This window comes from Rhodanobacter sp. ANJX3 (assembly GCF_014200755.1).
Lineage (GTDB): Bacteria > Pseudomonadota > Gammaproteobacteria > Xanthomonadales > Rhodanobacteraceae > Rhodanobacter.
Map to the genome: position 1 here is coordinate 136,449 of NZ_JACHCM010000003.1, position 21,648 is coordinate 158,096.

The window sequence follows — 21,648 nt, forward strand, 5'->3', positions numbered from 1 at the left end:
ATCTGACCGCTACGCCCGCTTGAGGTATCGCGCGAGTCGTCCAGCCCTCACAATATGTCGATACCATCGCGGCGACTTCGGCCATGACTATCCCGGATATCTCAATGCACCAACGTCGGGCTCGTGCCGTCAGCTCACGTATCGAAAACCGCCGCGCATGCTGAATCGCGCAACCCTCGTTCGTCTGCTCTGCAGCGCCATGGTCGGCGCGGTGGCAGGCTGTGCCTCGCCCGTGCCCAAGCTGGCCGCGCCGCTGCCCGCGCAGTGGCAACATGCGCTGGCGGCCGATCCGGCCAAACCCAGCGATCTGCAGGGCTGGTGGCATGCGTTCAACGATCCGCAGCTCGACGCTCTGGTCGATCGCGCGTTGGCCAACAATCTCGACGTCGCCCAGGCGGTCGAGCGCATGCTCGCCACCCGCGCCATTCATACCCGCGCGAACTACAAATACCTGCCCACCCTGAGCGGGCGCACCGACGACGCGATCGACCCAAACGCCCATGCTTCCTACTTCGTCGCCGGGTTCGACGCCAACTGGGAATTCGGGTTATTCGGTCGGCGCGAAGGCACCCGGCGCGAGGTGCAGGGCGCGATGGACGCCAGCGTGGCCGATCTGCGCAGCGCCCAGGTGTCGCTGGTGGCCGAGGTGGTGCGCGACTGGATCGCGCTGCGCACCGCCCAGCAGCAGGAACAGCTGCTTACGCAGATCAGCCAGGCGCACCAGCAGCATTGGGACCTTCTGAAGATACGCGAGCGACTGCAGCTGGTCGCGCCGAGCGAAGTGGATCAGGCGCAGGCGCTGGCGGCGCAGGCCGACGCGGCGCTGGCCGCTCCGCGGCAGGCGATCAACGAGAGCGCGCAGCAGCTGGCCGTACTGGTCGGACAGAATCACCCCGATTCCGCGTGGCTGACGCCCGGCAGACAGCCGGATATCGGTTCGTTCGAGCTGAGCGCTGCGCCGGTCGATCTGCTTCGCACGCGTCCGGAGATTGCCCGAGCCGAAGCCGACGTGCTGCGCAGCGCCGGCGAACTCGCGCTGACGCACGCCGACGAGTATCCGCAGGTAAGCCTCGGCGCGTCGCTGGTCTGGGCCGTGAATATCGCCGACGACGACAACCATACGAAAACCCCGGGCGGCATTTTTTCGCTCGGTCCCATTCTGAATATCCCGCTGTTCGACTGGGGCGTTCGCGTTGCTGCAACGCACGCCAAGAACCACCAGCTGCAGGCCAGCGTGCAGGCGTATCGGCAATCGGTGCTGCAAGGCATCGCCGAGGTGGAAACCGCACTCGGCTCATTGCAACAGCAGCAGCAGCGCGAGGTCCAGAGCGCGATTGCGTGGCAGTCCCTGCAGCGCGTCGATCGCGCCGTGCAAAGCCGCGTCCGGCTGAAGCTGACCAGCCCGCTGGACCGCATCCAAAGCCAGATCGCCGTGGATCAGGCCAATGCCGAACTCATCGACGCCCGCGCGCAGCACAGCCTGGCCTACGTCGCCTTGTTCAAGGCGCTGGGCGGCGCCCCGCTGCCAACCGCGGCGCAGCTGGGATCGGCCGCGCCGAAAACCACGAGCTCGGCCGGCGCTGCGACCACTGATAAAGAGACGCTACGCTGATGGTCGCGCTGGCGCGCAAAACGCTGATCTACGAATGGCGCCGCTTTTTGCCCGCCATGCTGGCCGTGGGCTTCGCCGGGCTGCTGCAGCTGCTGCAGCTGGCGCTGGTGCTGGGCATCTTCGGCAGCACCAGCCTGTACATCACCGGCTCATCCGCCGATGTATGGATCGGCTACCCCGGTACGCAAAGCGTGGGCCAGGGCCGCTCCATCGATGGCGACGTGGAGTCGCGCATCCTGATGGACCCGGCCGTCAAGCGTGTCGAGCCCTATATCTGGGTCGACGGCGACTGGCGCGGCACCAAGGAAACCGGCGGCGTGTCGGTGTTCGTCTCCGGCATCGATACCAGCGCCGAAGGCCTGATGTTTTCCAGGGCGCTGCCGCTCGATCTGCGCGAGCGATTGAACGAGCCCGACTCGGTCGTGGTGGACCGCTCCGATCTCGATCAGCTCGGCGTCGATATCGGTGGAACCGCTACCATCAACGGCCGCCAAGTGCGCGTGGTCGGCATCGGCAGCGGGCTGCGCGCGCTCGGCGGCGTCAATGTGCTGTGCTCTCTGGAGACCGCGCGCCATCTCGATAGCGACGCCGAAGACATCGGCCCGACCTATCTCGTCGCCAAACTGTACGACCCGACGCAAGCGAAAGCCGTCGCCATGCGGCTGCGCGGAGACAGTGCGTTCGGCCCCTACACCACGTGGAGCGCCGACCATTTCGCTCATATTTCCGTGCGCTACTGGATGTTCGATACCGGCGCCGGTGCCGGCGTGCTGTTTCTGGCCGGCATCGTGTTTCTGGTCGGCGCGGTGATCACCAGCCAGACGCTGATCGCCGCGGTCAATGGCTCGGTACGTGAATATGCGACGCTGAATGCGCTGGGTGTTGGCGTGGGCGCTCTGCGACGGGTGGTGCTCGAACAGGCCTTTTGGGTCGGTGCGCTGGGTTTGCTTGGAGCGAGTGTGCTGGGCGTCGCGCTGCTGCTGCTCGCGCGCGGCCAGAATGTGCCGGTGGTATTGAACCTGCCGGCGGCGCTGGGCTGCATTGTGCTGGTGATGGGGCTGGCCGCGGTGTCCGGTCTGGCCGCCATGCGCAGCCTGCGCGCGGCCGATCCTGCGACGCTGTTGAGATAAGGCGATGAATCCCGCGATCCAAGCTCCCGCTGCCGCGCCCCATAAACTACCGACGGTTGCACTGCAGGCCGAGAACGTCAGCAAGGCGTTCGTTTCCGGCAAGCAGCGCACGCAGGTGCTCGACGGCCTGTCGCTGCATATCAATGCCGCCGAACTCACGCTGATTTCCGGGCCGTCCGGCTGCGGCAAGAGCACCCTGCTGGCGGTGCTCAGCGGCCTGCAAAAACTCGACGGCGGCCGCGTGCTGGCCCTTGGCAGCGAGCTGGGTCAGCTCGATATGCGCGCGCTGGAGCACTTTCGCCTGCAGCACACCGGCTTCGTGTTTCAGGGCTTCAATCTGTTCCCGGCGCTGAACGCGTTCGAGCAGGTCGAGCTGCCGCTCAATCACATGGGCATGTCGCGCGACGAAGCCCGGCAGCGCGCGCGCGCGTCGCTGGAAGAAGTCGGCCTCTCGCACCGGATGAAGCTACGCCCCTCCGAACTGTCCGGCGGCGAAAAGCAGCGCGTGGCCATCGCGCGTGCGCTGGCGAAAGAGCCCGAGCTGCTGTTCGCCGATGAGCCGACCAGCGCGCTGGATGCCGCCAACGGGCAGATGATCATCGACATACTGCATCGCATCGCCCGCACGCACGGCACCACCGTGCTGTGCGTCAGCCACGATCCCCGTCTCGTCGTCCACGCCGATCGCGTGCTGGCGATGGAAGATGGCCGCATTCTCAGCGATCAGCGCAACCAAGCGCCGGTCAGCGCCAGCAAGGGAACCCCCTGATGAAACCGCTCGCTCTCCACTCGCCGTCGTTCGTACGCGTTGCGACGCCGGCGCGTTCGGCCCGATTCGCACAACTCGCCCGAGCGGGCGGTCTGGCGATATGTGCGTCGGTGCTGCTCGGTGGCTGCTCGAAATCCGCCGACGCGCCAGCGCCGACGGCAGCCGCACCCACCTCGGCGTATGCCGCCGTGGCACGCGGCAAGGTGGATATCGAAGGCGGCCTGCTGAGCTTGTCGATGCCGCGCGAAGGCACGCTGGCCAAGGTCGCCGTGCACGAAGGCGATCAGGTCAGGCAAGGCCAGCTGCTGGCTTCGCTCGATACCGAGCCTTCCCTGCTGGCGATCGACGCGGCCCAAGCCCAGCTCGAACAGGCGCAGGCGCAACTGAAGCTGCTGGCCGTCAAACAGGCGGCGGCCAAACAGCGCGCGCAACGTTTGACCGCTGCCGTTGCGGCGGGCGCCGGGGACGGTCAGAGCGCCGACGACGCGCGCGAAGCGGCAGCGCAGATCGACGCCGAGCAGGAAACCGACCGCGCCTCGGTGAGCATGGCCAACCAGAAGCTGGCCGAAGCGCGCTACGAACTGAAACAACACAGCCTTGTCGCGCCGTTCGATGCCGACGTCATCGAAGTATCCGCGCAGCCGGGCGCCACCGTCTCGCCGTCCTCCGGCCCGCTATTTACGCTGCTGCCGCAAAAGCCGCGCATCGTACGCGCGGAACTCAACGAAAGCTTTGTCGGCGTGATCCAGCCCGGCATGCGTGCCGAGGTTTCCGCCAACAACGATCCGTCCGACAATCACTGGAGCGCGCACGTGCTGCGTATCGGCGGCGTGTATGGACCGGCCACGCTGGAAAACGATCCGCAGGTACGCGCCAATTCGCGCACCGTGGAATGCGTGCTTGCATTCGACCAGCCGGACTCGGAGCAGACCCGGAATCTGCGCATCGGCCAGCGCGTGCTCGTGCGATTTGCGTCAGCCAACCCCAAGCAACCCGCGGCGAAAGACTGAGGAAACTGCCGCTTGCCACACTGTACGATCACGAATCACGGCACTGAACCGCCGCAGTTCATCAGGTACGGGGCCATCGCGTGATCCAGCAAACCGATTTTTTCTTCGAAGGTGGGCGCAGCGGCGTACTGCTGATCCATGGGCTGACCGGCACGCCGATGGAAATGAAGCTGCTGGGCAAGGGCCTCAACCGCGCCGGCTTCACCGTGCACGGCATGCAGCTGGCCGGCCACTGCGGCAACGTCGACGACCTGCTCGCGACAGGCTGGCACGATTGGTACGCCAGCGTGGAGAAAGCCGCCGACGAGCTGCGCAGCAAGGTCGATCACCTCTTCGTCGGTGGCCTCTCGATGGGCGCTCTGCTGGCACTGAAACTGGCCGCCGAACGGCCCGAACAGGTCTGCGGCGTAGGCGTCTATGGCGCTACGTTCCGCTACGACGGCTGGAGCATTCCGGCGGTGGCGCGCCTGTCCTTTCTGCTGCCGCTGTTCAAGAAACTCGGCATCGGCCGCAACCGCAGCTTTATGGAAGCGCCGCCCTACGGTATCCGCGACGAGCGCCTGCGCGCGCAGGTCAGCACCGCCATGCTCGGCGGCGACAGCGCCGCGGCCGGCCTGCCCGGCAACCCCTGGTATTCGCTGGCCGAGATGTACGAACTCGCCGCGGACGTACGCCAGCGCCTCTCGCAGGTCACCGCCCCCTGCCTGGTCGCACATGCCAGCGAAGACGACGTGGCCAGCGTGAAAAACGCCGAGCTGGTGATGCGCGAGGTCAGCGCGCCGGTCGAGCTGCTGCTGCTCAAGGACAGCTACCACATGATCACTATCGACAAAGAGCGCCGCACGCTGATCGAGCGCTCGGCCGCCTTCTTCGAAGCCATCGCTGCCGGCGAAACCGCGCCCTGCGTCGCTGCCTGATCCTTTCGCCCGCATGCCTGCCACGCCCATTACCCCGCTGATCGCCACGCTGTGGCTACTCAACGTCATCATCGACACCGTCGGCCAGCTGGCTTTCAAGGCCGCCGCCGGCGATCAGGCAGCCGGCGACGGGTTGGCGCGCTGGATCTACATGGCCCGGCGGCCGTGGATCTGGATCGGCATCGGCAGCTACGTGATCGAGTTTCTGATCTGGATCGCCTTTCTGTCGCTGCTGCCGCTGTCCGAAGCGATCCTGCTCGGCTCGATCAATATCGTCGCGATCATGGTCGCCGGCCACTTTCTGTTCGGCGAAAAGCTCACGCGCTTGCGCCTGAGCGGCATTTTGCTGGTGACGCTGGGCGTCGCCATCGTCGGAGCGGTGGGATGAGGCGCGGCACGTTTTATCTGCTCGGTTTTCTGCTGCTGATGCTGTTCGACAGCATCGGCGCGATCAGCTTCAAGTACGCGGGCGATCATGCGCTGCCGGTCGAGGCCAGCATCGCCTGGCTGCTGCGCATCTTCACTCACCCGTGGGTGTACGGCGCCGTGATCGGCTACATCGGCGCGTTTTTCACCTGGATGACCCTGCTCAAGCACGCGCCCATCGGCCCGGCATTCGCCGCCTCGCACCTGGAAGTGGTGTCGGTGATGCTGCTGTCGGTGTGGCTGTTCGACGAACACCTCACGCTGGGACGCGTGCTGGGTGCGCTGGCGATCCTTGCCGGCATCGTCTGCCTTGGCTTCGCTGAAAGCAATGAACATGTCCCCGAGCCCGAAGAAGTCGACTCGGCCACGCGACGCTGACGTCCCGCGCTACCCTGCACGCATGCTGCCGACTCGCCCCCAGGAATTGCCGCCCACCGCCGGGCTACCGTTGACGCTGGCCGATCTGCGACCGGGACGCGCAACGCTCGCCGCCGATATAGCCGTCCAGATCGGCGTGCCGGCGCTGCAGGTGGAATGTTCCGGCACGGCCTGCCTGCTGCTGACGCTGATCGCACTGCGCGAGCTGCAGCCGCAGCGGCGGCGGGTGGTGGTGCCGGCGTTCACCTGCCCGCTCGTCGCCATCGCGGTGCATCAGGCCGGGCTGGAACTGCAGCTGTGCGACGTACGCGCCAGCCATTTCGATCTGGATCCGACCGCGCTGCGCGCCGTGTGCGACGAACAGACGCTGGCGATCGTGCCCACGCATCTGGGCGGCCGTATCGCCGATGTCGACGATGCCGTCGCCGTCGCGCGCCACGTCGGCGCCTATGTGATCGAGGATGCCGCGCAGACGCTCGGCGGCCGAGTCGATGGCACGAGCATCGGTCTCACCGGCGACGTCGGTTTCTTCAGTCTCGCCGCCGGCAAGGGCTTGTCGATCTATGAGGGCGGCCTGCTGCTGACGCGCGATCCATCGCTGCGCGAGCAGCTCAAACAGACGTCCAAACGCGTCGTGCCCCGTCGTCTCGGCTGGGAGCTGCGCCGCACCGTCGAGCTGCTGGGTTATGCCGCGCTGTATCGTCCCAGCGGCCTGCGCATGGCTTACGGCGAGCCGCTGCGCCGCGCGCTGCGACGTGGCGATCCCGTGGGTGCAGTCGGCGATGATTTCCCGCTGACGGTTCCGCTGCACAAGGTCGGCCGCTGGCGCCAAGCCATCGGTGCGCACGCGGCCGGGAGGCTGCCGGCATTTATCGATCAGCTCACGGCACAGGCCAAACGACGCCTGCCGCGGCTGCGCCAGATCGGCGGTATCGACGTGCTCGATGATGCGCCTGGCGATAGTGGCACCTGGCCGTTCCTGCTGCTGCTGCTGCCGGACCAGACCCGACGCGACGCGGCGATGTTCCAGCTGTGGCAGGCCGGGCTTGGCGTCAGCCGCCTGTATATCGACGCCCTGCCGGATTACGCCTATCTCGCCGATATTGTGCCGCGCCAGGATGTGCCGAATGCGCGAGACTTTGCCGCACGCAGCTTAAGCATCAGCAACAGCCTGTGGGTGACCGACGACGACTTCGAAACGATCTGCCGCACGCTGGAAGGCATCGTCGGCTGAGCATGATTCTCAGTTCGAATGCGCACCGATCCCGTCGAGCAAACGCAGGTTCAACGCATGCTGCTGCGCCTGCCATTCGGCGAGCATGGCCGGATCGATTTCCGGCTGATCGTCCATCGCGGAAAGGCGGCGTTTCCACCAGGTTTCGTAGCGATAGTGCGATACCTCGCCGTTGATGTCGCTGCCGACCAGGCCGTTGCGCAAGCTATCGATGATAGCCAGCGCGTGATCGACCTGCAGCTTGCCCTGGTCCCAGTTGGTATGCGCCACGTTGGGCGCGAAGGCGTCCTTGTCGATCGACAGATAGCTGGGCAGCGTCTGCGTGCGCTGTGATTCGACGAAGGCGTCGACCATCGCTTCGGGCGTATCGAAGCCGCGGAACGCATCGGCGATACCCAGCCTGCGCGCCCAGCCGGTGTCCACGCCGATGTTCCAATAGGTGAGTTTGCCCTTCTTCAGCGGCGTGAGGTAATTCTCCCACGCGTGCCCGGCGCCGATGTCCGCCGAGGTGATGCCGAGCACATGCACATGGCTCACGGATGGCAGCATCGCCACGCGGCGCACCCACGAACCGCAGTGCACGCCGAACGGAAAGCGCATGTTGTCCGGATGGTTGTCCAGCACCACGACCTGCATGGGCCGCTCCGTCTGCAGTCGTTCGATCAGCGGCCAGCTCAGGTGATGGAAATCGCCGCTGCCCATGAACACCGTGCCGTACTGCTGCGGCAGCAGCTCGTCGAGCATGCTGCGAAAACGCCGCATGGTGGCCAGCGAACAGCCGAAGCGAATCGACTCCTGCCAGTGCTCCAGCGGCAGCACCAGCCGCAGCGGCAGCGGCCCGACCGAACGGTCGATATCGAGCACCACGGGACGTTGGTCAAGACTGTGCATCGGCGGCCTCCGCGGTAGCCTGCCATTGACGATCGCTTTCGAAATGGCTGCCGAGCCGGCGCAGCAGCGCGCGCAGTAGCGGATTGCGCGCGTACACCGCGTGGCGCGTGAATGTCATGCGCGCACCGAGAAAGGATTTCACCTGAGGGTCGGTCCAACCGGCCACGTAATGGGTGAGACCGCGTTGCCGCGCGTAGTCGAGATTGTGCATCCAGCTCACGAAATACAGGTTGTGCTCGCGCGCCTGCGGATAGGCAAAGCCGATGTACTTGTCGATCAACTTGCCGCCCTCTTCGTAGCAGAGGTTCCAGCCGATCATCCGACCCGCGTGGCGATAGACGAACACTACACCGTCGCTGCGTGCATCGCGCAACAGGGCACGAAAAAAATCCTCGCTGAGGCGATCGAAATGGATCTCACTTTGCGCGTAGACATTGTCGAACAGGGTGTAGAACTCGCGCAGCGTGGTCTCGTCGTCGAAGCGCGCATCGCCCGTGCGTACGATCTCGATATCCAGGTCGGCGCGCGAGCGCAGCTTGCGGCGGATGTTTTTGCGGCGCCCGGACGACAAACGCGACAGGTACTCGTCCCCGCTGGCGAAATCGATCGGCACCCAGGCGAGCGCCTGGCCTTCCAGCAACACGTAGCCTTCCGCTTCGCAGGCGCTGGCGAAGGCGCTGGCCTGGGCGTTGTCCGCCTCGCTGAGCAGCGGCGAATCCTGCGCGATGTCCTTCACGATAAGCAGCTTGCAATCGCGCGCGTAAGCAGCCTTGAGACCCCGCGCCAGCGCGATCGGCGACACCGTGCGCGGCAGCGGCGCGTATTCCGACACGGTGGTACCGGCAAAACGGGTGCGCCAGCGCAGTGCCCTGCCCCACCAGCGATAGAGCGGCAAAGCGGCCACGCGCCTGCGCAGTTCCTCGTCCGCCGTGGTCAGCAGATCGAACGGCGCCACGAAGCACGGCATGCCCTGCGGCGAGGTCTCCACGACAAACCCGATCGGCGGGTGGTTCATGAAGTGCTTCAGCAGCGCGTCGGGTTCGAGTTGGGCGATGAAAGACATATGCAAGCGATAATGCCTAAACTAAAGAGACCAAAATGTTGAATCAGCATTGTTGCCGTTTGCCACCAGGAAGCCACGCGCCATGAACGAGTCGATCCAGCAGCAGGTGTTCGAGATCATTGCCAAGCAGGCCAAGATCGACGTGGCCGTCATCACGCCCGAATCGACCCTGAAGGATCTGGGTATCGAATCGCTGGATGCCATCGAGCTGATCTTCGATATCGAAGAGCACTTCGACATCACCTTCCCCGACCAGCAGGGCGCCAACTTCGACAAGGACACGGCGCAGAGCCTGGTCGATGCTGTACAGACCGCGCTCGACAGCAAAGCGGCCGGCGAAGGAAGCAAGTAATGCCCAATGTGTCCACGCGTCGTGTCGTGATTACCGGCATGGGCGCCATCAGCGCGCTGGGCGTCGGCGCCGAGGCCTTGTGGCAAGGCTTGCGCGAAGGCCGCAGCGGCATCGCCCCGCTGCGCCATCAGGACGCGGCACGCGTACGCGTCAAGGTGGCCGCACAGGTGCCCGAAAGTTTCGATCCGGCGGTCGGTATCGACGAGCGCACCCTGACACAACTCGATCGCACCTCGGAATTCGCGCTGCACGCGGCCGACGAGGCCATCCAGCAATCCGGCCTGGATTTCAGCAACAGGGAAGTCGGGGCGCGTACCGCGGTAGTCGTCGGCACCGGCGTCGGCGGCGAAACCACCCAGGACGAACAGAGCCGGCGCCTCTACGCCGAAAATGCCACCCGCGTTCACCCGTTGAGCATCGTGCGCGTGATGACCAACGCGTCGGCCAGCCAGATCAGCATCAAATATGGCCTGCGCGGACCGACCTTTGCCGTGGCCAGCGCCTGCGCGTCGGCCAACCACGCGATCATCCAGGCGGCGCAGATGATTCGCTACGGCATGGCCGATACCGCCATCACCGGCGGCACGGAAGCATGCATCAGCTACGTCGTGCTGCGCGGATGGGAGGCCATGCGCGTACTGGCCGACGACACCTGCCGCCCCTTCAGCATCAACCGACGCGGCCTGGTGATCGGCGAGGGCGCAGGCATCTTCGTGCTCGAATCGCTGGAGCACGCGCAGGCGCGCGGCGCGACGATTCTCGCCGAGCTGGCGGGCGGCGGCATGACGGCCGACGCCACCGACATCGTGATGCCCAGCGCCGACGGCGCTGCCGCCGCGATGGCACAGGCGCTCAACGAAGCCGGCCTGGCACCCGACGATATCGACTACATCAACGCCCACGGCACCGGCACTCAGGCCAACGACGCGACCGAGACCAGAGCCATTCGCCTCACCTTCGGCGCGCACGCCGACCGCCTCGCGGTATCGTCCACCAAGTCGATGCACGGCCATGCGCTCGGTGCCTCGGGCGCGCTGGAACTGGTCGCCGTGGTCAACGCGCTGCGCTATGGCATCGTGCCGCCGACCGCCAATTTCGACCAGGCCGATCCGGCCTGCGACCTGGATATCGTGCCCAACGTGGCCCGTGAGATGCCGGTGTGGGCCGCGCTGAGCAACTCCTTCGCGTTCGGCGGACTCAACGCGGTGCTGGCGATCAAACGCGCGCCCTGAAGCGATTTTCCGATCCGACAAACAAAAGAACCCGGCGAGCGATCGCCGGGTTCTTTTTGCGTGGAAACCACGCGCCTCGGACATCAGCCCTTCTTGGCTTTCGTCAGCAGCTGATCCAGCAAGGAAATCGCCAGATCGATCTCTTCGTGGGTAATGTTGAGCGACGGCGCGAACGTGATCACGTTCTTGTACCAGCCGCCCACGTCCAGCACGAGGCCGATCTTCTTGCCGTTGTGCTCCAGATCGCCGGCCAGGCCGATATCGACCATCTTGTCGAGCAGCGCCTTGTTCGGCGTGAAGCCGTCGTCCGTGCAGATTTCCGCACGCAGGGCGAGACCCAGGCCGTCGACGTCGCCGATTTCCTTGTGACGCTTCTGCAGGTCGCGCAGGCCGTCGAGGAAATGCTTGCCCTTGGCCGGCACGGTGGTTTCGTAGTCCAGCTCGTAGCCCATCTTGATCACTTCCAGACCCAGCGAGGTACCCAGCGGGTTGGAGTTGAAGGTCGAGTGGGTCGAGCCCGGCGGAAACACGGTCGGGTTGATCAGCTCTTCGCGCGCCCACAGACCCGACAGCGGATTGAGGCCGTTGGTCAGCGCCTTGCCGAACACCACGATATCCGGCGTCACGCCGAAGTTCTCGATCGACCACAGCTTGCCGGTACGCCAGAAACCCATCTGGATTTCATCGGACACCATCAGGATGCCGTACTTGTCGAGCACTTTTTTCAAGCCCTGGAAGAAGCCCGGCGGCGGGATCACGTAACCGCCGGTGCCCTGGATCGGCTCGACGTAGAACGCGGCGTATTCGCACTGGTTCGTCTTCGGATCCCACACGCCGTTGTATTCGGTCTCGAACAGGCGCTCGAACTGGCGCACGCAGCTGTCGGAATACTCTTCCGGCGTCATGCCCTTCGGACGACGGAACGGATACGGAAACGGCAGGAACATCGCGCGCTCGCCGAAATGGCCGAAGCGACGGCGGTAGCGGTAGCTCGAGGTGATCGACGAAGCGCCCAGCGTACGGCCGTGGTAGCCGCCTTCGAACGCGAACATCAGGCTCTTGCCGTTGCAGGCGTTGCGCACGATCTTCAGCGAATCCTCGATCGCCTGCGCGCCGCCCACATTGAAATGCACGCGACCGTCCAGGCCGAATTTTTTCTTGGCGTCGATCGCGATGGTCTTGGCCAGCTCGATGCGGGTCTGATGCAGGTACTGGCTGGCCACCTGCGGCAGCAGGTCGATCTGGTTCTTCAGCACATCGTTGAGGCGCTTGTTGGCGTAGCCGAAGTTGACCGCCGAGTACCACATCTGCAGGTCGAGGAACGGCGTGCCCTCGGTATCGAACATGTAGCTGCCTTCGCAGCCGCGGAAGATCTTGGGCGGATCAACATAGTGCACGGTATCGCCGAACGAGCTGTACTTGGCCTCGTCGGCCAGCAGCTGCGCGTCGTCGATCACGACCTGGGCGTTCTTGTCGAAAGCGTTCATGGGCGGGGAGTCCGTGATAATTCAAGGGAAATATTTAGAAGGTGTATCGATGCCGAAGTTCAGCCGAATCCTGCGCTGGCTGGATCAGTAAGGCACGCTGAGCGCGGGCTGCGGCGCGTGATCTTCCAGCAGGCTGCCGTCGAGCAGGCGCGGCAGCAGATCCAGCGCATCCTCGAAACCGGTGATCGGCGCGTACGGGATGCCCGCGGCGCGGCAATGCTCGATCAGGCGATGTTTGGCGAACACGAAATCCACCCGATCCGCCGCGCAGAAATCCGACGCGCCGTCACCGATCAGCAAGGTCTTGGTGCCCGGACCTGACGCGCGGGCCTGGGCCACACAGGCGCACTTGCAGGTGCCGCTGCGGCAGCCGTCCGCCTGAAACGGCGAGGTCAGCTGCCACTGCTTCGGCGGCGGCGCCGGCGCCAGATGATTGGCGGCCAGCGGCAGATCGTCCAGGCCATAGCGGCCGAGAATCTTGTGAATGGCGTAATCCAGGCCGTCGCTGACCACGCGGATCGGCACGTTGAGCGCGCGCGCCTTGGCCACAAAGCCCGGAAACGCATGGTCGATCCACAGGCCGGCCAGGTGCGTGTCCAGCTCGTCGCGGGTCATCTTCAGCAGATCGACCTGGCCGGACATGCACTCGCGCGAACCGATGCGACCGGCGCGCCAGTCCTGCTCAAGCACTTCCCAGCCCGGCTTGCCGAAACGGTCCAGCAGGGAGTCGATGACGTCCTCGACGGAAATCGTGCCGTCAAAGTCGCATAGGATGGTCCAGTTGGACAAGGGCATCGGCTGTTCACTGTTGTAAATCATGTGTGAAGGATAGAAACCCTCCCTTTCGGCCTCCTTTCTCAAAAACTTAACGAACAGTGTCTAGGCTGCCTGGCGGCATGCATCTGCGTTCACGGTCAAATCGCCTATGCTTGGCTATCCCTTGCCCTGTATGCATTCCCGACGTGTCTCTATTCGCTTTGCCCGAACCGCTCCTGCAACATTCATCCTTTCGTCGCATTCAGCTTTCCGCGTGGTTCCTGTCCAGTTGCTTGCTGGCAGGGCCGACCTGGTCGTTCGCCGGCGCTGCCGATACGGGCGATGTCACGCCGGACCCGAACGCCGTCACCCTGGCCCTGGGCGCCGGGGTGGAGCGCCTGCCGAGCTTTCCCGGCGCGAAATCGCATCGGAATGAGCCGATTCCCTACGTCGATTTCGAGTGGCCGGACCACGTCAGCCTGTCCACGCTCGACGGCCTGCAGGTCGATTTGATCGGCGGCAGCGTGCTGCACGGCGGTGTATTCGGCGATTATCAGTGGGGTCGCGATACCGATGATCTGAGCCCGCGGCTGCGCGAAAAGCTCAACCCGCTGTCGCCGCGCCTGACCGCCGGCGGCTATCTGGAGTGGCAGCTGACCAAGCAGATCGACGTCGGCACCAACCTCACTCATGACATCAACGGCGCGGGCGCCTATCTCAACGTCTATGCCGAGTGGGATCTGCCGAAGGTGTGGCTGATCGAGCATTCGCTGCAGGTTCGCTGGCAGGCAATGAATGGCCCGGCGATGAGCCGCTTTTTCGGCATCACGCCAACCCAGTCCAGTCTGCTGAACGTGCCGAGCTGGCGTCCCGATACAGGAAGTCAGCTGGCCGATCTGGAGTACGACGTCTTCGTGCCCACCAGCCAGCACACCGGCATAGCGCTGGCTCTGACCTACGGTCGCCTGCTCGGCAACGCCGCCGACAGTCCCCTGGTGACGCGGTTCGGCTCAGCGACGCAGATTTCCGAATCGCTGGCGTTCGTCTATCACTGGTAATCGCCGGCTCGACCTCATCTGAAGCCGAAACGGCGCCGTGCGGAACCCGGCAACCGATCAAGCCATGATCTTCGGCACGAACTTGCGGTAGATCCGTTCCATCAAAAACCAGGTCAACGCGCCGAACACGGCACCGCCGACAGACCACAACAGCGCGGATATCGCGATAAACCGCGCACTCAGATCATCGCGTTGGACGATAAATGTCATCAAGACAAACATGGTCAGGCCATAGGACAGCACGCCTCTGAGCAGCACGAAACGTGTCATGCCGCCGGCCCTGGCTTTCTCCCAGCGGCGCATTCCCTTTGTCCTCATCCTTGCGACACCCCAATGCCGATGCTCGACGCATAGTGCTGCCGGCTCGGCTGCATCCAGTGGCGAAACCGTCTCACTGCGCCGATCCCTTCGCCATAGCCAGGGCGATAGCTACCCGGCCCATGGAATAGACGTAAGACTGCTGGATATCTTTGGAAAAAATGGCGCGACTCGTCGGCAACGGCGCAGAGAATTTCGAGTGCGGCGTAAACATCGGAGCATCGACCGAAAAGGAGGCGGCCGCAGGAAGGCTACCGAACAGCTGGCGGTACAGCAGCATGGACTCGAGCAGGATCAGATCGTGTCCGGGATGCAAACCGTCGGAATAGAACCAATTAGCGCTCGGCGCAAACGCGGTCGCGGCACGCACTCGCTCGGACAGCGGGACATAGGCCATGCAAAGCCGCTTTGCCGCGACAGCCTCGGTTTCAACCAGCACCTTCGATATCGGCGGGGCCGTTTGGTAGGTACCCATCAGGATCGGCGTGGCGCCCCGCTGGCGTGCAAGCTGCGTCAGCGAGCGCAACGCCATCTCGGCAGCCGGGCAGTAATCGGGCTTGGATGACGAACAGATAGCGTCGCCGCCCCGCTCCTGAAGTACGACGTAGTCATAGCGTTTTTCCTGCAGCGCGCGCGCCACCGAACCGTCCGCCACACGCTGAGCCAGGGGCGCGCCGCCTTCGACAATCATGTCGCTTTGCACGCGATGGCCGTTGGCTGAGGCAAGCCCATCCAGCACCGCAGGAAGGTTGCCCACATACGTCAGGCTGTTGCCGACAAATAAAACGTGCACCGGCGATTGGGCATGGGGCAAAGATGCACAGCCACTGCAAAACGGGGCGAGCATCATGAGGCCCAGAAGCAGTCGGCATTGGAGCTGGGGCATCGGATCAAATTTCCGCGAGGACAAAGACACCGAACAGCATAAGATCACGGCGCGTCTAATAGCTTGTTCACGATCCCAGGCCGCGACGCTGCCGGTACAGCGATCGTCCCGGCAGCATCATCTCAAAACCCCGGCGGCCGCTCGCCCACCACGTCCATCGCCTGCTCCAGCGCCAGGCCGACCTGAGCGATGGTGCCTTCCTCGAATAGACGTCCAATCAGGGTCACGCCATAGGGCACGCGACGCGGTGGCGAAAAAGTGGGGAGCGGATGCTGGGGATCAGGCGCCCAATCGCTGCGCGCCTGAGAAACCTCGACGAAACCGGTGCGCAGGGTCAGCGACGGATGGCCGGTGTTGTTGCTGATCACCAGCATCTCGTCGCGCAGAGACGGCACCAGCAGCAGGTCCACGCTCGCCATCACGCGAGCCATCTCGAGAGCGACCTTGCGACGCAGCCGATCGGCCTGGACGAAATCCACCGCCGACAGAAAGCGCGATTCGCGAAACAGGTTGGGCCATGCGTCCGGCACCTGCATGCTGAGCTCGTCGGCCTTGCCGCTGAGCGTCAGCTCTTCGAAGGCAGCGGCCGACTCGGCAAACAGAATGAGATTGAGCGAATCGTACGGCCAGTCCGGCAAGCTGACCTCGGTGGGCACCATGCCGAGCTTGCGCATCGCTTCGAGCGAGGCGCGGTCGACCTCGGTGGCCGGATCCTCCTTCATCCATCCGGGAAAGTAGCCGACCTTGAGGCCTTTGACCGAAGCGCCCGCATCGTAGGCCAGATGGCTGGGCACGCTGGCCACGTCGATGCCGTCCGGCCCGCTGATGGAGTGCAGCACCAGCATGGTGTCCTCGACAGAGCGCGTCATCGCGCCGAGTTTGTCCAGGCTCCAGCACAGCGTCATCGCGCCGGTGCGCGGTACACGGCCGTAGGTCGGGCGCAGTCCGGTGACGCCGCAGCGCATCGACGGGCTGACGATGCTGCCACCGGTTTCGCTGCCGATGGAAAATCCGACCAGTCCGGCCGCCGTGGCAGCACCGGGTCCGGCGCTGGAACCCGACGATCCTTCCTGCAGCAGCCACGGGTTCATGGTCTGGCCGCCGAACCAGATGTCGTTGAGCGCCAGCGCGCCCATGCTGAGCTTGGCCAGCAATACGGCGCCGGCATCGTAGAGACGCTTGACCACGGTGGCATCGCCGGTCGGCACCCGATCGCGGAACGGTTCGGCGCCATAGGTCGTGCGAATGCCCGCGGTGTCGAGCAGATCTTTCACGCCAAACGGAATGCCGTGCAGCGGCCCGCGGTACTTGCCTGCGGCAATCTCACGATCGGCCTGTGCAGCCTGGGCCAGCGCCTGCGTCTCCAACAGGGCGATGATGCAGCGCAACTGAGGATCGAAGCGCTTGATCCGTGCAAGATAAATCGTCGTGAGCCGGGTCGAACTGAGCTGGCGCGTGCGCACCCAGTACGACAGGTGCGTCACCGGCGCAAAGGCGATGTCCGCGTCGTTCGCCGGCAATGGGCCGGGGCTGCGCTGAGTCGGCGAGAAACGATCTGTCGCGGGGCCGGAGGTATGACCGGGCAGCATCGGATTCCACACCGTGGCCGGCGGCAGGGTGTCCTGCAACGCCACTTTGCGCGGCCCCGTGCGCCGTTCGAGCATGCTCGCCATCGACGTGCGCCAGTTCGCCGCCGCCATCGCGCGCTGCACCGGCGTCAACGTCACCTGCTCCAGCTTCTCGGCCTCGGCGAATGTCGCCGCCGTAACCTCGGGGCCGACCGCCGGCGCGGTATTGAAAGCACCCGGCGCACCCGGTGGCGGCTTCGCCTCGTCGGCACCCTTCGCCTCGATGCGCGATGCCACGGCCAGCCCGAGCAGGCCTAGCGGCGCCTGGGCAAGAAAATCGCGACGCGTCTTCATGATGTCCCCTTCAATGAGATTGGTACGCGCGCTCAGGCGCAAAACGACTCCATCTCCCGAGTATTACTTGCCGCGCCACGTGAAGGCGAGGTGCGAGGTTAAAATAATCAGGGACTGCGACCTATGCTCCGATGCAGCCCGAACATATTTCCCTTATGTCAAAATCCGCTACCACTGACCAGCCAACGCTTTCCTGCGCTCGGCAATAACGCCTGCACCAATAATCGACGCACTCCGCACTTTATTTTGCAAATTTAAGATATTCACTTGAATGATGAAGGTCTCCTGCCAGCAAAAAGCATCGCATCCACAATGATCGGGGGTCACCCAAAACCCTCGCAAAACTCAGCCTAACGAAAGAGGCGATTGAGCGGAGTCTTCATTAACAAACTATACTACGGCCGAGGGGCTTTAAAAATTTTGACGACGCATTAGACGCTTCCGAGGGAACCACTTTGAACGCAATTGCAAATACATTTCGCGGTTTCCTGAACATTACAGCATCGGGTGTACTGCTGTTAATAGCGGTGGTGTCGTTCAATTCAATGACTAACGCCGCTCACAGCAACTCAAATTTTGAATCAGACGATATCGCGGGAATGGCTGTTTTTTTTGCACTTGCCTGCTTGAGCGGATATCTGGCAAAAAAATTCTCGATGCATCGTCCGAGGCACTCTTCGTCTACAGCATGCTCGATCTTGAACGCAATCGCCTGCCTGCTATTCGCAGGATCGCTGGTGTATTTTGTCACTCATCGCTAAGTGACAAGCCGTGCCGTGCCGGGGCTGGCGTCAGCGAGACTTGAAGCGTTCAGGCAAGTTGACTAATAGAGCTCACTTTATCGTGGCGTATCGAGCCACGAAGACGATATCGCTAGCGGCAACTGTTCTACGAATAATGGTCTGTTAAGCGACTTGATGAGACAAACCAAACAAGAAACTTCAGCCGACCTCTCATCAATGCAGCAATACCGAAATCCATCTTTTCACTATTCTCGCCCAAATCCGTAATGGAGGCGGAATCACGAGACTATCGATTTCACGGACAGCCAGAGGAGTGCCGGCAACTCACCGATCATCCCGCGTCCAAACTGCCCCACCCTCTTCCTGTACCGGAAAACTCGCGATCGGCTCATATGCCGGCGGCTTGGTGACGTTGCCGCTGCGCAGATCGAAGCGGGCGCCGTGCCGCGGGCATTCGACTTCGAAGCCGTGGACGTCGCCGCCGGCGAGTTCGCCGCCGTCGTGCGAGCAGATGTCTTCGATGGCGTAGAGGGCGCCGTCGATGTTGTAGACGGCGATGGCGGTGTCGCCGTCCCATACGACCTTGAACTCGCCGGGCAGGATCTCGCTGCGGGTACCGACCTTGATCCAGCCGTTCATGCGGGCTGCTTCGCGAAGGTTTTCACCAGCACTTCGAAGCGTAGGTCGGGGCGACGCGGAATGCCGAAACGCTCGTCGCCATACGGGAACGGCTCGTACTCCGCGGTGCGCAGATAGCCGCGGCGTTCGTACCAGGCGATGAGTTCGTTGCGCTGCTCGATCACGGTCATGCGCATGGCACGGCACTGCCAGCGTTCGCGCGCCAGTCGCTCGGCTTCGGCCAGCACCGCCTTGCCCAGACCGCCGCCCTGTTGGGCGGGATCGACGGCGAACATGCCGAAGTAACCGAACTTGCCCTGGCGTTCGACATGGCAGCTGGCGATCAGCCGACCGTCGCGCTCGGCCAGCAGCACGCAGCTGTGCGGACGCTTGATGACGGCGCCGACGTCTTCGTTGTTGGTGCGCCGGCCGTCGAGCAGGTGCGATTCGGTGGTCCAGCCGCGCAGGCCGGACTCGCCGCGGTAGGCGGACTCGACCAGGGCGACGATGGCAGGAATATCGGCCGCTTCGGCGGTACGGAAAGAAAGGTCGACAGAGGTATTCATCCGCCGATGATAGTGCGGCCGCGGGCTCTTCTTCCATGTAATGCCATATGTCCCGTCAGGCACGTGGCGAGCCGCCCAAAAGCCGTGGACCATGACCTTCGACACTGTCTACCCCCGGCCCCGGTTGACTACGGTCGAGGATTAACTGCCCGGGCTCGGGCGATCGAAACGCGCCACGGCGCAGAGGGAAACTCCATGACGTACCGATTCGTGAAACCGTTGGCCTTTGCCGTGGGCGTGGCCCTTTCCATCAATGCGGTGGCCGCAACCCCCGTTTTTGACGTGAAAGAACTCGACCCCAGCATCAAGCCCTGCGCCGACTTCAACGGCTTCGTCAACGCGAAATGGGTGGCAAGCCACCCGATCCCTGCCGATCGCACGCGCTGGGGTTCGTTCGACGCGCTGCGCGAGGACAGCCTCAACGTGCAGCACAAGATCGTCGACGCGGCCGCCGCCAACGCGGCAAAGGCCGCACCCGGCTCGATTCAGCAGAAGATCGGCTACCTCTATGCATCCGGCATGGACGAAGCCAAGGTCGACCGCGCCGGTTTCGCCCCGATCAAACCGCAGCTGGCACAGATCGACGGGCTGAAGAATGCGGGCGATATCGCCGGCTATATCCGCGACAGCTACACCCGCGGCGAACCGGTGCTGTTCCGCTTCGGCGGCAACGGCGACTTCAAGGATTCCAGCCAGGAGATCGCCTACGTCGGCCAGGGCGGCCTCGGCCTGCCCACGGTCGATTACTACAGCAAGCCGGAATTCGAAAAGATCCGCAGCGCGTACGTCGCGCATATCGCCAAGCTGCTGACGCTCGCCGGCGTCAGCGCTACCGACGCACAGCAGCAGGCCACGAATGTGCTGGCGTTCGAAACACGCCTTGCCGCCGCTTCGCTGCCGCCGGTGCAGATGCGCAAGCCGGAGAACCGCTACCACTACGTCAGCATCGCCGATGCCGACAAGCTCACGCCGAGCTTCGACTGGGCGACGTTCTTCAAATCGCAGAATGCCGACGTCAGCGCGGGCTTCTCTTTCTCGCAACCGGCCTTCTTTAGCGAAGTGCAGAAGATGTTCGCCGACGTGCCGGCTGCGCAGTGGCAGGCGTACTTTCGCTACCACCTGATCTCCAACGCGGCGCCGTATCTGTCCGCACCGTTTCAGCAGGAGGATTTCGCGTTCGAAAACCAGACGCTCAACGGCCAGAAGGAAATGGAGCCGCGCTGGAAACGCGTGCTCGCCGCCACCAACGACGGCATGGGCATGGCGCTGGGCCAGCTCTACGTCGCCGACAACTTTTCGCCGGCAGCCAAACAGCGCGCTGAAGAACTCGTTGCCAATCTGCGTGCGGCGTACAAGACGCGCATCGAGAATCTGGCCTGGATGAGCGACGCGACCAAGCAGAAGGCGCTGGAAAAGTGGGCCACCTTTGTGCCGAAGATCGGCTACCCGGACAAATGGCGCGACTGGTCCGGCCTCACCCTGGTGCCGGACAACTACTACGCCAACGTGCAGGCCGCCCAGAAATTTAACTACGACTACCGGATCGCCAAGATCGGCAAGCCGGTCGACCGCAGCGAATGGGGCATGACGCCGCAAACGGTGAACGCTTATTACAACGCGCAGCAAAACGAGATCGTGTTTCCTGCGGCGATCCTGCAGCCGCCGTTCTTCGACGCCAAGGCGGACGATGCGATCAACTACGGCGGCATCGGCGCCGTGATCGGTCACGAAATGGGCCACGGCTACGACGACCAGGGCAGCAAGTTCGACGCCAAGGGCAACAACGTCAACTGGTGGAGCGACGCCGACCGCAAGGCGTTCGAGGCACGCACCGACAAACTGGCCGCGCAGTTCGACGCGTACGAGCCGCTGCCGGGCAAGCACGTCAACGGCCATCTGACCATGGGCGAGAACATCGGCGACCTGGGCGGCTTGAACGCTGCCTACACCGCTTTGCAGATGGCGCTGTCGAAGAACCCCGCCGAAGCCAAGCGCAAAATAGACGGCTATACCGAGGACCAGCGCTTCTTCCTCAACTGGGCCCGCGTATGGCGCGGCAATATCCGTCCGCAAGCGCAGATCACCCTTCTCAATACCGATCCGCATGCACCGGCGCAGTTCCGTGCGATCGGTGCGCCGTCGAACATGCCGGAGTTTGCGCAGGCGTTCAAATGCAAGGCTGGCGATGCGATGGTCCGTTCGCCCGAGACCCAGGTAAAGATCTGGTAATCCTACGAAGCGAGCGCTTTTCGCTCAGAAACCGAAAACCGCGGCCTTCGG

Annotated in this window: 21 protein-coding genes; 12 read left to right on the top strand and 9 right to left on the bottom strand. The window is 63.9% G+C overall.

The features are described from left to right. Positions 1-157 precede the first annotated feature (157 nt). The 8 genes from HDE76_RS09110 (at position 158) to HDE76_RS09145 (ending at position 7,476) form a co-directional block, all read left to right on the top strand. Entirely contained in the window at positions 158-1,612 is a 1,455-nt protein-coding gene (locus HDE76_RS09110; RefSeq protein WP_255481522.1) for an efflux transporter outer membrane subunit, read from the top strand. Further along, positions 1,612-2,742, top strand: a complete 1,131-nt coding sequence (locus HDE76_RS09115) for an ABC transporter permease (RefSeq protein WP_179479520.1) — start codon at positions 1,612-1,614, stop codon at positions 2,740-2,742. The genes HDE76_RS09110 and HDE76_RS09115 overlap by 1 nt, the downstream gene beginning before the upstream one ends. A 4-nt stretch (positions 2,743-2,746) precedes the next feature. Next, positions 2,747-3,511: an ABC transporter ATP-binding protein gene (locus HDE76_RS09120; RefSeq protein WP_179479518.1), complete on the top strand. Its 765-nt coding sequence runs from the start codon at positions 2,747-2,749 to the stop codon at positions 3,509-3,511. Continuing rightward, positions 3,511-4,521, top strand: coding sequence for an HlyD family efflux transporter periplasmic adaptor subunit (locus HDE76_RS09125; protein ID WP_179479516.1), 1,011 nt, complete (start codon positions 3,511-3,513; stop codon positions 4,519-4,521). The genes HDE76_RS09120 and HDE76_RS09125 overlap by 1 nt, the downstream gene beginning before the upstream one ends. Before the next feature lie 80 nt (positions 4,522-4,601). Next, positions 4,602-5,438: an alpha/beta fold hydrolase gene (locus tag HDE76_RS09130; protein ID WP_184506884.1), complete on the top strand. Its 837-nt coding sequence runs from the start codon at positions 4,602-4,604 to the stop codon at positions 5,436-5,438. Positions 5,439-5,451: 13 nt separating this feature from the next. Then, on the top strand, positions 5,452-5,826 hold the full coding sequence (locus HDE76_RS09135) for an EamA family transporter (protein WP_184506886.1): 375 nt from the start codon (positions 5,452-5,454) through the stop codon (positions 5,824-5,826). After that, positions 5,823-6,242: a DMT family transporter gene (locus HDE76_RS09140; RefSeq protein ID WP_179479510.1), complete on the top strand. Its 420-nt coding sequence runs from the start codon at positions 5,823-5,825 to the stop codon at positions 6,240-6,242. Before HDE76_RS09135 ends, HDE76_RS09140 begins: the two co-directional genes overlap by 4 nt. Positions 6,243-6,264: 22 nt before the next feature. After that, positions 6,265-7,476, top strand: a complete 1,212-nt coding sequence (locus HDE76_RS09145) for a DegT/DnrJ/EryC1/StrS family aminotransferase (protein ID WP_184506888.1) — start codon at positions 6,265-6,267, stop codon at positions 7,474-7,476. Between the two features lie 9 nt (positions 7,477-7,485). Here HDE76_RS09145 and HDE76_RS09150 read toward each other — a convergent pair whose 3' ends face one another. Continuing rightward, positions 7,486-8,367 carry an arginase family protein gene (locus HDE76_RS09150; RefSeq protein ID WP_184506890.1) on the bottom strand — a complete coding sequence of 294 codons (882 nt, stop codon included), beginning with the start codon at positions 8,365-8,367 and terminating at the stop codon, positions 7,486-7,488. After that, entirely contained in the window at positions 8,354-9,430 is a 1,077-nt protein-coding gene (locus HDE76_RS09155; protein WP_184507707.1) for a GNAT family N-acetyltransferase, read from the bottom strand. The genes HDE76_RS09150 and HDE76_RS09155 overlap by 14 nt, the downstream gene beginning before the upstream one ends. An 82-nt stretch (positions 9,431-9,512) precedes the next feature. Here HDE76_RS09155 and HDE76_RS09160 point away from each other — a divergent pair, with 82 nt between their 5' ends. Together HDE76_RS09160 and HDE76_RS09165 are read left to right on the top strand one after the other, a co-directional pair. Then, positions 9,513-9,782: a phosphopantetheine-binding protein gene (locus HDE76_RS09160; RefSeq protein WP_184506893.1), complete on the top strand. Its 270-nt coding sequence runs from the start codon at positions 9,513-9,515 to the stop codon at positions 9,780-9,782. Beyond that, the gene (locus HDE76_RS09165; protein ID WP_184506896.1) at positions 9,782-11,014 is read left to right on the top strand and encodes a beta-ketoacyl-[acyl-carrier-protein] synthase family protein; all 1,233 of its coding nucleotides are present in this window, start codon (positions 9,782-9,784) and stop codon (positions 11,012-11,014) included. Before HDE76_RS09160 ends, HDE76_RS09165 begins: the two co-directional genes overlap by 1 nt. Positions 11,015-11,097: 83 nt before the next feature. Here HDE76_RS09165 and HDE76_RS09170 read toward each other — a convergent pair whose 3' ends face one another. Then, positions 11,098-12,501: an aspartate aminotransferase family protein gene (locus tag HDE76_RS09170; protein ID WP_179479502.1), complete on the bottom strand. Its 1,404-nt coding sequence runs from the start codon at positions 12,499-12,501 to the stop codon at positions 11,098-11,100. 84 nt (positions 12,502-12,585) lie between these two features. Further along, positions 12,586-13,296, bottom strand: a complete 711-nt coding sequence (locus tag HDE76_RS09175) for an MtnX-like HAD-IB family phosphatase (protein WP_179479766.1) — start codon at positions 13,294-13,296, stop codon at positions 12,586-12,588. Between the two features lie 167 nt (positions 13,297-13,463). On the opposite strand from HDE76_RS09175, the gene HDE76_RS09180 reads away from it, so the two are divergent. Next, on the top strand, positions 13,464-14,315 hold the full coding sequence (locus tag HDE76_RS09180; protein ID WP_343205683.1) for a MipA/OmpV family protein: 852 nt from the start codon (positions 13,464-13,466) through the stop codon (positions 14,313-14,315). Between the two features lie 57 nt (positions 14,316-14,372). On the opposite strand, the gene HDE76_RS09185 is transcribed toward HDE76_RS09180, so the two are convergent. From HDE76_RS09185 to HDE76_RS09205, 5 genes are all read right to left on the bottom strand, one after another. Then, a complete protein-coding gene (locus tag HDE76_RS09185; RefSeq protein ID WP_184506901.1) occupies positions 14,373-14,618 on the bottom strand; it encodes a hypothetical protein in 246 nt (81 codons plus the stop codon). 88 nt (positions 14,619-14,706) lie between these two features. Beyond that, positions 14,707-15,483 (bottom strand): SGNH/GDSL hydrolase family protein, encoded by a 777-nt coding sequence (locus HDE76_RS09190; RefSeq protein WP_184506904.1) that lies wholly within the window; start codon positions 15,481-15,483, stop codon positions 14,707-14,709. 158 nt (positions 15,484-15,641) lie between these two features. Beyond that, positions 15,642-17,441 carry an amidase gene (locus tag HDE76_RS09195; RefSeq protein WP_184506907.1) on the bottom strand — a complete coding sequence of 600 codons (1,800 nt, stop codon included), beginning with the start codon at positions 17,439-17,441 and terminating at the stop codon, positions 15,642-15,644. Between the two features lie 1,067 nt (positions 17,442-18,508). Continuing rightward, complete coding sequence (locus HDE76_RS09200) at positions 18,509-18,823, bottom strand: non-heme iron oxygenase ferredoxin subunit (RefSeq protein ID WP_179479494.1); 315 nt, start codon at positions 18,821-18,823, stop codon at positions 18,509-18,511. Then, a complete protein-coding gene (locus HDE76_RS09205; RefSeq protein WP_179479492.1) occupies positions 18,820-19,368 on the bottom strand; it encodes a GNAT family N-acetyltransferase in 549 nt (182 codons plus the stop codon). Before HDE76_RS09205 ends, HDE76_RS09200 begins: the two co-directional genes overlap by 4 nt. 195 nt (positions 19,369-19,563) lie before the next feature. On the opposite strand from HDE76_RS09205, the gene HDE76_RS09210 reads away from it, so the two are divergent. Further along, on the top strand, positions 19,564-21,597 hold the full coding sequence (locus tag HDE76_RS09210) for a M13-type metalloendopeptidase (RefSeq protein WP_184506911.1): 2,034 nt from the start codon (positions 19,564-19,566) through the stop codon (positions 21,595-21,597). Positions 21,598-21,648 lie beyond the last annotated feature (51 nt).